The 14,313-nt window shown below is 67.8% G+C and carries 14 protein-coding genes; 6 read left to right on the forward strand and 8 right to left on the reverse strand.

Annotated elements, in window-relative coordinates:
- Positions 1–5: 5 nt before the first annotated feature.
- Genes OHA18_RS14220 through OHA18_RS14235 form a run of 4 tightly spaced genes read right to left on the reverse strand, consistent with a single transcriptional unit; the run spans position 6 to position 3,746 of the window.
- Positions 6–686, reverse strand: a complete 681-nt coding sequence (locus OHA18_RS14220; protein WP_329004539.1) for a histidine phosphatase family protein — start codon at positions 684–686, stop codon at positions 6–8.
- Positions 687–1,736, reverse strand: coding sequence for a phosphotransferase family protein (locus OHA18_RS14225; protein ID WP_329004540.1), 1,050 nt, complete (start codon positions 1,734–1,736; stop codon positions 687–689).
- Positions 1,729–2,508, reverse strand: a complete 780-nt coding sequence (locus tag OHA18_RS14230) for an SDR family oxidoreductase (protein ID WP_329004541.1) — start codon at positions 2,506–2,508, stop codon at positions 1,729–1,731. The genes OHA18_RS14225 and OHA18_RS14230 overlap by 8 nt, the downstream gene beginning before the upstream one ends.
- The gene (locus OHA18_RS14235) at positions 2,505–3,746 is read right to left on the reverse strand and encodes an acyl-CoA dehydrogenase family protein (protein WP_329004542.1); all 1,242 of its coding nucleotides are present in this window, start codon (positions 3,744–3,746) and stop codon (positions 2,505–2,507) included. Before OHA18_RS14235 ends, OHA18_RS14230 begins: the two co-directional genes overlap by 4 nt.
- A 56-nt stretch (positions 3,747–3,802) precedes the next feature.
- Between OHA18_RS14235 and OHA18_RS14240 the strand changes: the two genes are divergently transcribed.
- On the forward strand, positions 3,803–4,390 hold the full coding sequence (locus OHA18_RS14240) for a TetR/AcrR family transcriptional regulator (protein ID WP_329004543.1): 588 nt from the start codon (positions 3,803–3,805) through the stop codon (positions 4,388–4,390).
- Positions 4,391–4,524: 134 nt separating this feature from the next.
- Here the strand turns inward: OHA18_RS14240 and OHA18_RS14245 are convergent, their stop codons facing one another.
- On the reverse strand, positions 4,525–5,979 hold the full coding sequence (locus OHA18_RS14245; RefSeq protein WP_329004544.1) for a M81 family metallopeptidase: 1,455 nt from the start codon (positions 5,977–5,979) through the stop codon (positions 4,525–4,527).
- Positions 5,980–6,114: 135 nt separating this feature from the next.
- On the opposite strand from OHA18_RS14245, the gene OHA18_RS14250 reads away from it, so the two are divergent.
- The 3 genes from OHA18_RS14250 to OHA18_RS14260 are packed head-to-tail and all read left to right on the forward strand — an operon-like array spanning position 6,115 to position 8,089.
- Entirely contained in the window at positions 6,115–6,528 is a 414-nt protein-coding gene (locus OHA18_RS14250) for a hypothetical protein (RefSeq protein ID WP_329004545.1), read from the forward strand.
- Positions 6,525–6,899 (forward strand): YciI family protein, encoded by a 375-nt coding sequence (locus tag OHA18_RS14255; protein WP_329004546.1) that lies wholly within the window; start codon positions 6,525–6,527, stop codon positions 6,897–6,899. The genes OHA18_RS14250 and OHA18_RS14255 overlap by 4 nt, the downstream gene beginning before the upstream one ends.
- The gene (locus OHA18_RS14260; RefSeq protein WP_329004547.1) at positions 6,899–8,089 is read left to right on the forward strand and encodes an RNA polymerase sigma factor; all 1,191 of its coding nucleotides are present in this window, start codon (positions 6,899–6,901) and stop codon (positions 8,087–8,089) included. The genes OHA18_RS14255 and OHA18_RS14260 overlap by 1 nt, the downstream gene beginning before the upstream one ends.
- Here OHA18_RS14260 and OHA18_RS14265 read toward each other — a convergent pair.
- On the reverse strand, positions 8,086–9,099 hold the full coding sequence (locus OHA18_RS14265; RefSeq protein ID WP_329004548.1) for a LacI family DNA-binding transcriptional regulator: 1,014 nt from the start codon (positions 9,097–9,099) through the stop codon (positions 8,086–8,088). The two genes, OHA18_RS14260 and OHA18_RS14265, sit on opposite strands and share 4 nt — an antisense overlap.
- Positions 9,100–9,212: 113 nt before the next feature.
- On the opposite strand from OHA18_RS14265, the gene OHA18_RS14270 reads away from it, so the two are divergent.
- Positions 9,213–11,108, forward strand: coding sequence for a discoidin domain-containing protein (locus OHA18_RS14270; RefSeq protein WP_329004549.1), 1,896 nt, complete (start codon positions 9,213–9,215; stop codon positions 11,106–11,108).
- Here OHA18_RS14270 and OHA18_RS14275 read toward each other — a convergent pair.
- Positions 11,099–12,340: an amidase gene (locus OHA18_RS14275; protein ID WP_329004550.1), complete on the reverse strand. Its 1,242-nt coding sequence runs from the start codon at positions 12,338–12,340 to the stop codon at positions 11,099–11,101. The two genes, OHA18_RS14270 and OHA18_RS14275, sit on opposite strands and share 10 nt — an antisense overlap.
- A gap of 67 nt (positions 12,341–12,407) precedes the next feature.
- Here OHA18_RS14275 and OHA18_RS14280 point away from each other — a divergent pair, with 67 nt between their 5' ends.
- Entirely contained in the window at positions 12,408–12,857 is a 450-nt protein-coding gene (locus OHA18_RS14280; RefSeq protein ID WP_329004551.1) for a GNAT family N-acetyltransferase, read from the forward strand.
- On the opposite strand, the gene OHA18_RS14285 is transcribed toward OHA18_RS14280, so the two are convergent.
- Positions 12,839–14,275 (reverse strand): ATP-binding protein, encoded by a 1,437-nt coding sequence (locus tag OHA18_RS14285; protein ID WP_329004552.1) that lies wholly within the window; start codon positions 14,273–14,275, stop codon positions 12,839–12,841. The two genes, OHA18_RS14280 and OHA18_RS14285, sit on opposite strands and share 19 nt — an antisense overlap.
- Positions 14,276–14,313 lie beyond the last annotated feature (38 nt).

Raw genomic sequence — 14,313 nt, forward strand, 5'->3', positions numbered from 1 at the left:
CAGCCCTATCTGTAGGAAATCATCCCGGTGCCGTCGAGATGTCCGTGCTCGTTGTGGCTGACCATCGTCAGTCCGCTCAGCCCGGACAGCACCTTGGTGATCGCGGTGTTGATCGTCAACGGATTGAGTGTGAGCCACAGCCCGTCGCCGCCGGTCAGCAGCCGGCTCACCACCGACGTGATCGGCCCACCCGACGTGAACACGACAGCGGTTCCACCCTTCGCAAGGCTCCCCGCGGTCCGTCGTACGGCGGCCTCGACGCGGTCCGCGAACGCCGTGAAGCTCTCCGTGTACCCGTCCTCCTGGTGCACCCAGCGTTCGGTCGCGGCACTGAACATCTGCTGGAACGCGCGCTGCGGATTCCCGGTCCGGGCCAGATCCGCGAGCATCACCGTGCGCCGCCGGTACGCCGGTTTGTGCGCAAGGATCACCTGCTCATGGTCGAACTCGTCGAAGCCCCCGTCCACCTCGGCCCGGTCCGGAAGGCCGGCCGCCTCCAGCGCGAGGTGCGCCGTTCGGAGGTGCCGCGACATCGACCCCGTCACCACGAGGTCGGGGCGCACGCCCCGCGCGGCCAGCGCTTGACCGAGCAGCACGGCTTGGCGCTCACCTTGCTCGGAAAGCTTGTCGTAGTCGCGGGCGCCGAAGGATGCCTGGGCGTGCCGGATCAGGTAGATGACCGCCATCTACGCCTGCCGGATGATGCGGCGACAGCGCCGCTCGAGCAGGTTGACCGGGAGCCAGAAGTTCTTGAACCGCGGATTCCGGGTCTGCTTGTGGTGGTAGCGGTAGTAGATCTGCTGCGCGATCACCGCCAGCCGGAACAACCCGAACACCTCGTAGAACGCCCAGTTGTCCGCGACGAGCCCCGACCGCTTGGCGTAGTACTCCACGATCTCGTCGCGCGTCAGCATCCCCGGCACGTCGGACGGCTGCAGCCTGAACCGGCGGAACGCCCAGTCGTCGTCGGCCTGCACCCAGTACGCCAGCGCGCTGCCGAGATCCATCAGCGGATCACCGAGCGTGGCCAGCTCCCAGTCCAGGACGCCGACCACGTGGAGCGGATCGTCCGGCGCGAGTACGACGTTGTCGAGGCGGAAGTCGTTGTGGATAACGCACGTACGGACATCGGCCGGCTGGTTCGCCGCGAGCCAGGCCATCACGCGCTCGTAGCTGGGCACGTTCCACGTCTTCGCCTTGCGGTACCGGTCGGACCAGCCGGTGACCTGGCGCTCGACGTACCCCGCGCCGCGGCCCAGGTCGGACAGACCTGCCGCTGAAGGGTCCACCGCGTGCAGCTCGGCGAGCGTGTCGATCAACGTGAAGCCGAGCTGCCTGGCCTGCTCCGGGGTCAGGTCGACGCCTAGCTCGTGGTGCCCGGGAATCGTGCCGGCGACCCGCTCCATCACATAGAACTCGGAACCGATCACCGTGTCGTCGTTGCAGTGGGCAACCATCTCCGGGACGTACCGGAACACCGGCTTGAGACCCGCCTGGATGCGGTACTCGCGGCCCATGTCGTGCGCGCTCTTAGCCTTCGTCCCGGCCGGCGGACGGCGCAGGATCAGATCGTGGCCTGGATACCTCAGCAAATAGGTCAGGTTGGACGCGCCGCCGGTGAACTGCTTGACCTCGGGCAGGCCGTCCGGCAGGTCCGTCCGCTGCCGCAACCAGGCGTCGACCACCGGCACGTCGAAGGCATCCTCACTGCGGACCGCCCGCGCGCCATCACCCATTCGAGCCCTCGGCCCGCTGCCGTGCCCGCTCCGCGATCTTGCGCATCTGCCGGTTGTACAGCGGACGCGCGAACCGCTTGGTACGCCACGCCATCGCGGCCGGCCGGTCCGGGATGATGAGGAACTGTTTCTTCTTGATTCCAGCGAGTACGGCGGCCGCGATGTCGTCCGCGGACCGCGGTGACTTCTCGATCAGCTGCCGCGCGGTCGCCCCCATCGCGCTGTCCGCGCCCCGGATCGAGTCGGCGAGGTTGGTCCGGAAGAACGACGGGCAGACCACCGACACGGTCACGCCGTACGGATGGAGCTCGTGCGACAACGTCTCCGAAAGCGCGACCACGCCGGCCTTGACCGTGTTGTACGAACTCATCATCGGGGGATGCACCAGCCCGGCCGCGGACGCGGTGTTGACGATGTGACCAGATCGCTGGCGCTTGAACAGCGGTGCGAACGCGCGGCAGCCGCGGACCACGCCCATCAGGTTGATGTCGATGACCCGGTCCCACTCGTCCAGCGTCTCGACGTCGATCCGGCCGCCGGTCGCGATGCCGGCGTTGTTCACCAGGATGTCCAGCCCGCCCCAGTTCTGCTCGCACCACGCGACCGCTGCATCCCAGTCCGCTGCGCGGCGCACGTCCAGCTTCAGGTACGGCGTGCCCTCGCCTTCTTCGCCGATATCCGTGGTCAGGACTTGGTGGCCTTCAGCAACAAACTGGGCGACCAGCGCGGCGCCCAGCCCACTCGCGCCACCGGTGACGAGGACCCGGCTCACTTGCCCTCCTGAACAGCAGACAGGTACGACGCGAGCTCGATCCTCGCGATCACCCCACGATGCACCTCGTCGGGCCCGTCGGCCAGTCGCAACGCGCGCGCACTCGTCCACGCTGCCGCCAGCGGGAAGTCGTCGGACAGCCCACCGCCACCGTGCAGCTGGATCGCCATGTCGATGACGTCCTGCGCCATCCGCGGTACGGCGACCTTGATCTGGCTCACCTCGCTCAACGCACCCGCGAGCCCTTCGGTGTCCAGCAGGTACGCCGTCTGCAGCACGAGCAACCGCGCTTGGTTGATCGCGATCCGCGCGTCGGCGATCCGCTCCCGGTTGCCGCCGAGGTTCACCAGCGGCTTGCCGAACGCAGTTCGGCTGGTGCCCCGCTTCAGCGCGAGCTCGAGCGCCTTCTCCGCCAGGCCGACGAGCCGCATGCAGTGATGCACGCGCCCCGGACCGAGGCGGCCTTGCGCGATCTCGAACGCCCGGCCCGGTCCGACCAGGATGTTCGACGCCGGCACGCGGACCTCGGTGAACGAGACCTCGCCGTGTCCGTGCGGTTCGTCGTACCTGCTCATCGCCGGCAGCAGGCGCTCGACCTTGACGCCCGGGGTGTCGCGCGGGACGAGGACCATCGTGTGGCGCGCGTACCGGTGGGCGTCGGGATCGGTCAGACCCATGAAGATGAGGAGCTGGCAGTCCGGGTGGCCGACGCCCGTACTCCACCATTTGCGGCCGTTGATCACGACCTCGTCGCCGTCGAGGACCGCGGTCGCCTCCATGTTGGTGGCGTCGGAGGACGCGACATCCGGCTCGGTCATGCAGAACGCGGACCGGATCGTGCCGTCCAGCAACGGCTCCAGCCACTGCTTCTTCTGCTCGTCGGTGCCGTAGCGGAGCAGGACCTCCATGTTGCCGGTGTCCGGCGCGTTGCAGTTGAAGATGTACGGCGCGATGAACGACCGGCCGGTGAGCTCGGCGATCGGGGCGTAGTCGAGGTTGCTCAAGCCTTCGCCGTACTGCTCGTTGCCGGGCTCGGCGGGTGGCAGGAACAGGTTCCACAGGCCGGCGTCGCGCGCCTTCGCCTGCAGGTCCTTGATCACCGGTTGCGGCTGCCACGGATCACCGGAAGTACGGATCGCGGTGTGCAGCTCCGCCTCGACCGGCTCGATCTCGGTCCGCAGGAAAGCGTCCACCCGCGCGACCAGATCCTGAGCCCGGGCCGAAGGTTCGAACCCCATCAAGACTCCTCTCCTCGCCTTGACCGTAGCTCAGCTTCTAAGCAATGCTCAATAGCATGGATCACCGACTGTCGGCGGAGGACCGCAAGAAGCAACTGGTCAAAGTCGGCCTGATGATGCTGCGGACCCAACCGATTCACGAACTGTCGATCGATGCCATCGCCGGCCAGGCCGGGATCTCCCGCGGCCTGCTGTTCCACTACTTCCCGAGCAAGCGCGACTACTACGTCGCCGTCATCTCCGCCGCCGGACGCCGCCTGCTCCGCGTCACCAAGCCCGACGAGACGCTCCCGCCGGAAGAGCAGCTCCAGGAGATGCTGACCCAGTTCGTCGCCTTCATCGAGCGGCGTCGTACGGCGTACATCTCCTTCGTGCGAGGCGCTGCCGGCGGGGACGACTTCGCCGTCGAGGTGTACGACGAGACGCGCGCCGGCCTGACCAAGCGCATCCTCACGTACCTGGGCACCCCGGACGTGGCCGACGAACCTACGTCCGCCGACTACCTCCGCATCCACGCGTGGCTGTCGTACACCGAAGACCTCGCAATCGAATGGTCCGGCCTCCCCGAAGCCGACCGCCCGTACGCAGCCGACCACCTGGTAACCCACGCCATCGAAGCCCTCCACGTACTCCGCAAGCTCTAATACCAGCACCCCCGACCCACCGCCCACGACCATCTCAGGGGTCAACCCCCGCGTTGGTCGGTTGCGCCAGCAGATTCCGGGTCCGCAACCGACACGAAGCGGGGTTGACCCCTGAGAGTGCCCGGGGCGAGAACCTACGGGAGCAGTTCGGGGGTCAGGTTCGGTGCAGCCATGTCCGCGTCGAAGGGGAACAGCGGGCGCAGTACCCCGTGGTGGCCCAGGCGGAGGAGGTCTTGGTCTACACCGCCTGGGGTCAGAGCCAGGAGCCAGTCGGCGGCCAGGTTGTAGAGCTCCGGTTCCAGGTAGCCGATCTTCACGATGACGAGGTCTGTTGACGCGGGGTCGAGGCCCAGCAGGGTGAAGTCGGCGATGTGGTGGTACGGCTTGCGGCGGCTGGTGAGGATGGAGTGGAGGCCGCCGGCCTTGATCACTGCGACCGTTCCGCCGACCGGGTCCTCGGAGAGGGAGAAGACGGTGCCGGACAGTGGAACCGGGCCGGACGGGATGTTGTCGACCTTGCCACCGGCGGTGACCTCGACCTCGTTGCCGACGCCGGCCGCAACACAGGCGGCGACGGCTTCGGGGTCGGTGATGCTGGCGTGGATCGCGGTCGCCTTGCCGGAGGTCAGCTCCTCGATGGTGAGCAGCTGGCCGAGCGTCCACGAGGTGTCGCCCGCGCCGCCGGCCGTCGGGTTGTCGCCGGAGTCGCTGATCAGGAACGGACGCGCGGTGCTGGCAAGCCCGGCGGACACACACTCCTGCAAGGTCCCGGTCGGCGCAACGAACTCGAACCCGTCTCGCGCATCCCAGTAAGCAGCAGCCAGCTCGGCAGCGCGCGTAGTAATCAAAGAAGAATCATCGCCAGTGACCACCACGGCAGCCCGGCATCGCGGCTCGTCGGCCCACGCGTATCCGACCCACACGGCAGCGTCCAGCACGCCGGGTTCGTCCGCGATCTCGCCGACCCGCCGATAGATCGACTTCGCCGGCTCGAGCCGGGTCGACGTCTTCTCGCCCGGTAGCAGCACCGGCACCTGGACCCACGCCTTCCCCGGCTTCCCGAGCCCGGAACGCATCCGCTCGACCAGGTTGCGCAGCGCCCGCTCACGGCTCTCCATCGCGTCCTCGTGCGGCGCCATCCGGTAACACGTGATCAGATCCACCGCCGTACCGAGTTCGCGCGACACGTTCCCGTGCAGGTCCATCGACGCGGACATCAGTACGTCGGGACCGATCACGGCCCGGATCCGGGTGGCCAGATCTGCCTCCGCGTCCTGCCGCCCGACCACGCTCATCGCGCCGTGGATGTCGAAGAAGAACCCGTCCAGCTGACCGGCTTCTTCGAGGCGGGAGATGATCTCCGCGGACAGGTCGTCGTACACCTCCGGCAGTACGGCGCCACCCGGCAATGACCGTGCGTGCAGCAGCGGGACCCATTCGATCCCCTGCGCCCAGTCCTTCCCGAGGAACTCGTACCGCTCCATCAGGTGGTCCCCACGCCGTACGTCGAAATCCGCCAGCCCGGCCCGATGCGGCGAGAACGTACTGGACTCGATGGCGATCCCGGCAATGCCGATCCGAAGGTTCATGTCTAAAACCTGCCACAACCGAGCCGTTTCGCGCACTGCCCATCGTCCGAATTTGAACATCCCGAACCTGTCGAAACCCGCCGCCCGGCTTCGAGGTAGCAGCACGAGCAGCAACCGATCGAACAGGACAAGGACATGACGAACGAACTGCAGCGGCTCGGCCGCCTCGTCGGCACCTGGCAGGTCACCGGCGGCGCGACCGGTACGACGACCTTCGAATGGATGGACGGCGGCCATTTCCTGGTCCAGCGCGGCCTCCTCGACCACGACGGTCACGAGGTGCGGATGACCGAGATCATCGGCTACGAGCACCCGTTCGGCGGGGAACGCGGGACCGAGGTGAAGTCCCGCGCGTACGACGCCGACGGCAACACCCTCGACTACGTCTACGAGCTGGCCGGCGACGAACTCACGATCTGGGGCGGTTTCAAGGGATCACCCGGCTACTTCAAGGGAGTCTTCACCGAGGACGGCGACCGTCTCACCGGAGACTGGGTGTACCCGGGTGGCGGCTACCACGCCACGATGGCCAGAAGGAGTGATCGATGAAGTACCTGCTTCTCGCGTACGGCGACCAGAGCGGCTGGGACACGGTGGACGTGACGAGCCCCGAGTTCATCGCGATCTGCAAGTTCTACGAGGACCTCGCGGCCGAGCTGACCGCCACCGGCGAGCTACTCGGGACCGAGGGGCTGGCCCACCCGGCGCTCGCTCGGACGGTACGGCGTACCGATGGCGGACCGGTCGCCAGTGAGGGGCCGTTCGCGGAATCCAAGGAGGTACTGGCCAGCTTCGCGATCGTCGACTGCGACAGCCACGACCGGGCGATGGCGATCGCGGCCCGGATCGTCGAGGCGGTCGGCGACACCGTCGAAGTACGGCCCATCATGGCCGGCCCCGAGGACGTCCGGCCGGACTGATGGAGCAGTTGTTGCGCGACCTCACGCCGCAGGTGCTCGGCGCACTGGTACGCCGGTACGGGCACTTCGAGACCTGTGAGGACGCCGTTCAGGAGGCGCTCCTGGCGGCAGCGCAGCAGTGGCCCGAGCAGGGCGTCCCGGATGAGCCGCGCACCTGGCTCATCCGGGTCGCCTCGCGGCGCCTGATCGACCTGCTGCGCAACGAGGAGTCCCGCCGGCACCGGGAAGACATCGTCCGAACGCCTGATGTCGCGCCGGCACCGGTCAGTCCGGCCGACGACTCATTGACTCTTCTGTTCCTCTGCTGCCACCCGGCGCTGCCGATCGCGTCGCAGATCCCTCTGACGCTCCGGGCTGTCGGCGGTCTCACCACCGGCGAGATCGCCACAGCCTTGCTGGCTCCGGAGGCGACGATCGGGCAGCGGATCAGCCGCGCGAAGCAGAAGTTGCGCGGACAGCCGTTCCGGCCGCCCGAGGAGCCCGCGGAGCGACTGGCCGCAGTGCTTCAGGTGCTCTACCTGATCTTCAACGAGGGATACACCAGTACGGCGGGTGACGAGCTCGGCCGGGTCGGACTCGCCCGCGAGGCGATCCGACTGGCCCGGATGCTGCGCGACGTACTGCCCGGCGACGGTGAGGTGGCCGGGCTGCTCGCACTGATGCTGCTGACCGACGCCCGCCGCTCCGCGCGTACGACGGCCGACGGCGCGCTCGTCCCGCTCGACGAGCAGGACCGGTCCCGGTGGGATCGGGCGGCGATCCGCGAGGGCACCGAGTTGATCACCTGGGCTATGCGGACGACGCCGCTCGGGCCGTACCAGTTGCAGGCCGCGATCGCCGCCGTCCACAGCGAGGCGAGGACGGCCGACGACACCGACTGGCGGCAGATCCTTGCCCTGTACAACTTGCTGGAACCGTTGCTGGACGGTCCGGTCGTGCGGCTGAACCGCGCGGTCGCGACCGCGATGGTGCACGGCCCCGACGCCGGACTCCGCCTCCTCGACACCCTGTCGAACGACGAGCGCGCGCTCCGCGGCCACCGCTTCGACGCCGTCCGAGCTCACCTCCTCGAGCTCCGAGGCGATCACCAGCAGGCCGCCGACGCCTACCTGTCGGCAGCCAAACTCACGACGAACACCTCCGAGCAGCGCTATCTCCGCACCCGCGCGACACGCCTCCGCGCGCACTAGCGGGGCGGAGCGGTGGAGGCGCGGGGGATCAACGTAGTGGCCAGTTCTACGTGGAGGGCTTCCAGGGCGTGGCGGTCCAGGAGGCGGATGAGGAGGCTGACGGCCATTCGGCCCATTTCCTGCAGGGGTTGCCGGACTGTCGTGAGTTGGGGGTTGCTTGCGCGGCTGAGGTCGAGGTCGTCGAAGCCTGCGATGGAGAGGTCGCCGGGGACGGAGAGGCCGCGTTCGGTGGCGGCTTGGAGGGCTCCGATTGCGGCCTTGTCGTTGAAGGCGACCAGTGCGGTCGGGCGCGGATCGAGGTCGAGCAGCGAGACGGCGGCCCGGTAGCCGTGCGTGGTGGTCGGCTGGTCGTGGCGGACGAGTGATGGGTCGGGGAGGATCCCGGCGTCGGCGAGGGCAGCGGCGTGGCCGCTCAGGCGGGCGTCGGCGGCGAGCCACTCGCGGGGGCCGGCGATGACGCCGATGCGGCTGTGGCCGAGCGCGGTCAGGTGGGCCGTGAGTTGGCGGGCACCGGAATGGTGAGCCGCCGACACCGATGGGATGTCGCCGGGCAGCGCCGTCCGTGGATCGACCACCACGAACGGGAAACGACGCGAGCTGAGCCGCACCAGGTCCGCGCTCGGTTCCGGTGGAAGGATCAGGATGGCGCCGCCGACGTCCCGGCGGGATGCCAGATGCGGCAGGACGGGATCGTCCTGCGCGGCCTCGCCGGCGTTGAGGATCACCTGCCGGCCGTGCCGATCCAGGGTCTCGGCGATCGACGACACGATCAGGCCGAAGTAGTCGGTGAGCATGTAGGGGCAGCGCACGTAGACGGCGCCGTCGACCGGTTTCGCCGTACCGCCGCGGGGGGTGGGCGCGCGCAGGCCGAGCTCCTCGATCGCCTGCTCCACCAGCCGGCGCGTTTCGGGCGCCACCCCGCCCACCTGGTTGAGGACCCGGGACACGGTCGCGATCGACACTCCGGTCGCGGTCGCGACGTCGCGCACGGTGGCTCTAGCGCGCGGCATTTGTTACATCCCTTTGTTTCACGCTCAGCACTCTAGGGCACCGCTCCCAGGTCTTGACAGTGGTCGATCGCGGGCGTGTTCTGTGGCCGTTTGTTTCATTCCTGAGGAGTGCGATGAGAACACCCGCCTTCGGCGTCGCCCTTGCTCTCACGGTGGCGTCACTCACCGGTCCCGCCCAAGCCCATCCCCCGACGACCCAGGCCCGTGTCTGGGTCACCACTCCCGACCGCGCCGAGCTGCTGCACGAGCGCGCACCCGTCACGTTCCACGACAGAGCGAGTGACCGGACCACTATCACGGTCGACCCGCGGACGTCGTACCAGACGATGGACGGCTTCGGCGCCTCGATCACTGACTCGTCGGCGAGCGTGCTGTACAAGCTCAGCCCGGCCGACCGCGAGCAGACGATGCGCAGTCTGTTCGACCCGAGGCAGGGCATCGGCGTCAGCTTCCTCCGCCAGCCCGTCGGCTCGTCCGACTTCACTGCCGCGGCCGAGCACTACACGTACGACGACGTGCCGGCCGGCCAGACCGACTTCGGCCTGAAGCACTTCACCGTCGCGCACGATCAGCAGCAGGTGCTGCCGCTGCTGCGCCGGGCCAAGCAGCTCAACCCGGCGCTCAAGGTGATGGCGACGCCGTGGAGCCCGCCGGCCTGGATGAAGACCGGCGACACCCTCGTCGGCAGCCGGCTCAAGGACGACCCCAAGGTGTACGACGCGTACGCGCGTTACCTGGTCAAGTTCGTGCAGGCGTACGCCAAGGCCGGCGTACCCGTCGACTTCCTCTCCATCCAGAACGAGCCGCAGAACCGCAAGCCGAGCGCGTACCCGGGCACGGACATGCCGGTTCGCCAGGAAGCCGCGGTCATCGAGGCACTCGGGCCGAAACTGCGAGCTGTGAGCCCGCGGACCAAGATCCTCGGCTACGACCACAACTGGACCACGCATCCCGGCGATGTCGCCTCCACCCCGCCTGGTGAGGACCCGGAGACCGACTATCCGTACAAGCTGCTCCAGACCCCGGCTGCCAAGTGGATCGCGGGTACGGCGTACCACTGCTACTCGGGCGATCCGTCGAAGCAGACCGATCTGCACAACGCGTTCCCGGCGAAGGGCATCTGGTTCACCGAATGCTCCGGTTCGCACTGGCCGACCGACACCCCGCCGCAGATCTTCCGCGGCACGCTGACCTGGCACGCCCGCACGCTGATGCTCGGTACGACGCGCAACTGGGCGAAGTCGGTCGTCAACTGGAACATCGCACTCGACTCGACCGGCGGTCCGCACCTGGGCGGCTGCGACACCTGCACCGGCCTGGTCACGCTGCAGCCGGACGGGACCGTCACGACCGATGCGGAGTACTACACGATCGGCCACCTGTCGAAGTTCGTGAAGCCGGGCGCGGTGCGGATCGGGAGTACGTCGTACGGGACGACCGGATGGAACGGGCAGCTGATGTCCGCAGCGTTCCGCAACCCGGACGGTACGACGGCACTCGTGGTGCACAACGAGAACGACGACCCGCGGAGCTTCACGGTCGCGGTGGGCGACAAGTCGTTCGAGTACGAGCTGCCTGGTGGGGCGATCGCGACGTACACCTGGGGACGGGTGGCGGCCGACGTACCGCAGCAGCTCTCGGTTGCAGGTGCGACGACGAGCGTGAACGGCGCCGACGCTGGTCTGCTGACCGACCAGGACGGATCGACGGTGTGGCAGAGCAAGGAGGCACAGGCACCGGGTCAATGGGTGCAGGCGGATCTGGGCAAGGCGCAGACATTCAGCGAGGTCGCGCTCGACAGCGGCGGGAACACCGGCGACTACGCACGCGGCTATGAGGTTGCTGTCAGCAAAGATGGTGTCAGCTGGCAGACCGTTGCCTCGGGTACGTCCACAGGTCAACTCACCACAGTGAAGGTGCGGCCGGCGCACGCGCGGTACGTGCGGATCACGTCGACCGGGAGCGCCGGCAACTGGTGGAGTCTGGCCGATCTGCGGATCTACCGCTGAGCCTCGATCCAGCACGCGACCGCGGCCGCCTGTTCGTTGCTTGCAGCAATGACCTGGAGGCCGACCGGAAGGCCGTCAGCCGGGATCGGCAGGCTGACGGCCGCGTGCCGGGTCAGGTTCGCCAGGCGGGTGTTGTTCATCAGCTGCTTGCGTACGTCGAGGCCACCGTCGGCCGTGGCCGCTGCAGTGATCAGCGGTGCGGTCGTCAGGACGGTCGGAGTGAGTACGGCGTCGACGCCGGCGAGGACTGCGTCCAGTTCGGCGGTGATGCGGGCCGCATCCTCTTTTGCTCGCTCGTAGTCCGCGGACTCCACCTGCGACGCCTCGAGCAGTCGCAGGCGGACGTCCGGCTGGTACAGGTCCTGTGATCGGCCGCGGTGGTTGGCAACTGCCTCAGGTCCTTGGATGTTCGCCGCGGTCGAGTAGCTGGTGGACCAGTCGGGCAGCTGCACTTCGACGGCTTCGAGCGTCTTCAAGACAGCAGACCATGCAGTGCTGACTCCAGGATTGAGCTGGAGGTACTCCAGGTTGGTCACCACACCCAGGCGGGGCTTGCGCAGCGGTCGGACAGCGACACCCGCCAGCGCGTTGAGTGCATAGGCGGCATCTGCGGCGGTGCGGGTCAGGACGCCCACGTGGTCGAGGGACTGCGACAGCGGGAACACCCGGTCGGTCGGCAGCGTGTCGAACGACGGTTTGAAGCCGACCACCCCGCACAGTGCAGCAGGGATGCGCACCGAGCCCGCAGTGTCCGTACCGATCGCCAACGGCACCACACCGGCCGCCACTGCAGCAGCTGACCCGGAGCTGGACCCACCTGTCATCCGCGACGGGTCATGCGGGTTGTGGCACGGTCCGACGCGGTTCGACGTACCGAAGCAGCCATACGCGAACTCATGCGTGTGCGACAGGCCGATCACGATCGCACCGGTCGCTCGCAACCGCCGTACGACCTCAGCGTCCTGTCGGCCGACCTCATCCATCGACGCGGAGCCGCAGCGGTACGGCAGGCCCTCGACCTCGACGATCTCCTTCACCAGCACCGGCACACCTGCCAACGCGCCGGTCCGGTCATGCGCGACGGCAGCCTTGCGCGCTCCATCCACATCCAGGTGCACAACGGCATTCAGCTCAGCCGCGTCGGCAGCACGCGCCAACGCGTCCTCGACCAGATCCACAGGGTCCAGCGACCCGTCACGTACCCCGGCGGCGATCTCCTCCAGCGTCCTCACCAGCCCATCAGACCATGGAGAGGAAATGGAAACAGGAGCGTCATGCCATCTTGCTACCGTCCCGAGCATGGTGATCGAGGGAGTGGAACTGCGCGCGACGCCCGGGACGGACCCCGCCATCCGGACGTTGATCACCGCGCAACAGGCCGAACTGGCCGCGATGTACGGCGAGGACCAGCCGCTGGTCGCCCTCCACCCCGATATCGCTTTCACCCTGCTGTCTCTGGACGGAACCCCGGTTGGCTGCGTCGGTCTCCAGCCGGTCGCCCCCGGCCTCGGCGAGATCAAGCGGATGTACGTCGTCCCGACCGCCCGCGGGTGGGGCCTCTCCCGCGTACTGCTCGACGCGGTCGAGTCCCACGCCCGCTCGACCGGCCTGACCCGCCTCCGGCTGGAAACGGGCACCAAGCAGGCCGAAGCGATCGCCCTCTACACAAACCACGGCTACCGGCCCACCCCGCCGTACCCACCCTTCGAGCACGAACCGGTCTCACTCTGCTACGCGAAGGACTTATAGAGATCGTCGAGGCCGACGGTCAGGACCTTTGGATCGAGGCCAGGCTCGAACCCGGCTCCGCTGTAGCACGCGAGCACCGTCTCCGAGGTGTCGTAGTTCTTGGACAACAAGTGCCGCGCTCGCTCCAACCGTTCGACGTGCCGTCGCCCCATCACTTCTCCCCACTTGACCTCACCCAGCGACAGAAGCTTCTTGGGTCGACCGGGATACGCCGGTGCCATCACGACCACGTCGACCTCGATCTGGCTGCGCCGACTGTGATCGGGGACCACACCGGCGCCGATCTCACCGGGCAACTCACCGAAAAGCTCAGGCGGCGCCCACAGTGCGAAGTCCCGGCACATCTGCTCGAAGTGCGGTCCGACGACCTGCGACAGAAACCGGGCCTTGGCGGCCCGCCACACCGTCTCGGCACGGCCGCTCTCCAATACACCCCACTGCGCCCGCATCACCACCTGGTAGAAGGTAATCAGCGGTTCCGCGACTCGGTAGACGGACCGGCCGGCGCGAAAGACGTCCGGCTGCGGACGCAGGAGACCACTGTCCGCGAGGACCGTGAGGTGGTGTCCGATGTCGGTCGCCTTCCGGCCGACATAGTTGGCGATTCCACCGCGCGTATTGTTGCCTGCAGCAACAGCCGCGAGGACGGAGTGGTAAAGCGCGCTGTCGCGCACGTTCATCTCTTCTTCGAGGAGATGCCGAGCCTCGCGAAACAGCGGACGGACCGGGTTCAGCACTGTCCGCAGTACCCAGTCGTCGAAGTCATCCAGGGACTGCGGGGTGTCGGAGGCCGCGAACCGCCGGTAGGCCGGAGTACCACCGACGATGGAGTGGACGAGCACAGCCACCCTCGGGTCCTCCACCTCCCAGAATTGCCGGGCCAGCCAGTACTCGAACGGCCGGATCGCCATCTCCAGGGTGGCCCGGCCCCGCAGCGGCGCGGTTCCTGAGAGCAGCCGTCCCATCACCGACGTCACCGATCCGCACAGCAACAGGTTGATTCCCCGCTTCGCCGACGCCGCGCGATCTACCTCGCGCTGCACGATCGAGGGCAGCGCGGGTGAAACCTGGCTCAGGTACGGGAATTCGTCGATCACGAACGGCCCGTGCGCTGGATCGACACTGAAGAGGAACCTGATTGCCTCGTCCCAGCTGTCGAAGCGGGGCGGCGAGGGTTGCCCGAGATGATCGCCCAGGGCGGTCGCGAAGAGAGCCAGCGATTCGGTCTCGGTCGCCTCGGTGGCTCCGAAGTACAGGCCGCCGGTCAATGTCGCGAGCGCCTCGATCAGGAACGTCTTGCCTTGCCGACGACGCCCGCTGACGACTCCGAGTCGCGGGTAGTCCGTGGCTGTGGTCGCGAACTCGGCGAGGTTTGCCCACTCGGCGTCGCGGGCGAAGATGTCCGCCGGCTTCTGCATGTTTGATGACTGTACTTATTATAAATGTACTTATCAAA

Source organism: Kribbella sp. NBC_00709, from assembly GCF_036226565.1.
Lineage (GTDB): Bacteria > Actinomycetota > Actinomycetes > Propionibacteriales > Kribbellaceae > Kribbella.

Bases quoted from the DNA above. Each gene is read 5' to 3' on its own strand.
- OHA18_RS14220 (WP_329004539.1), bottom strand. From the start codon at position 686: ATGGCGGTCATCTACCTGATCCGGCACGCCCAGGCATCCTTCGGCGCC.
- OHA18_RS14225 (WP_329004540.1), bottom strand. From the start codon at position 1,736: ATGGGTGATGGCGCGCGGGCGGTCCGCAGTGAGGATGCCTTCGACGTG.
- OHA18_RS14235 (WP_329004542.1), bottom strand. From the start codon at position 3,746: ATGGGGTTCGAACCTTCGGCCCGGGCTCAGGATCTGGTCGCGCGGGTG.
- OHA18_RS14240 (WP_329004543.1), top strand. From the start codon at position 3,803: ATGGATCACCGACTGTCGGCGGAGGACCGCAAGAAGCAACTGGTCAAA.
- OHA18_RS14245 (WP_329004544.1), bottom strand. From the start codon at position 5,979: ATGAACCTTCGGATCGGCATTGCCGGGATCGCCATCGAGTCCAGTACG.
- OHA18_RS14250 (WP_329004545.1), top strand. From the start codon at position 6,115: ATGACGAACGAACTGCAGCGGCTCGGCCGCCTCGTCGGCACCTGGCAG.
- OHA18_RS14255 (WP_329004546.1), top strand. From the start codon at position 6,525: ATGAAGTACCTGCTTCTCGCGTACGGCGACCAGAGCGGCTGGGACACG.
- OHA18_RS14260 (WP_329004547.1), top strand. From the start codon at position 6,899: ATGGAGCAGTTGTTGCGCGACCTCACGCCGCAGGTGCTCGGCGCACTG.
- OHA18_RS14265 (WP_329004548.1), bottom strand. From the start codon at position 9,099: ATGCCGCGCGCTAGAGCCACCGTGCGCGACGTCGCGACCGCGACCGGA.
- OHA18_RS14270 (WP_329004549.1), top strand. From the start codon at position 9,213: ATGAGAACACCCGCCTTCGGCGTCGCCCTTGCTCTCACGGTGGCGTCA.
- OHA18_RS14280 (WP_329004551.1), top strand. From the start codon at position 12,408: ATGGTGATCGAGGGAGTGGAACTGCGCGCGACGCCCGGGACGGACCCC.
- OHA18_RS14285 (WP_329004552.1), bottom strand. From the start codon at position 14,275: ATGCAGAAGCCGGCGGACATCTTCGCCCGCGACGCCGAGTGGGCAAAC.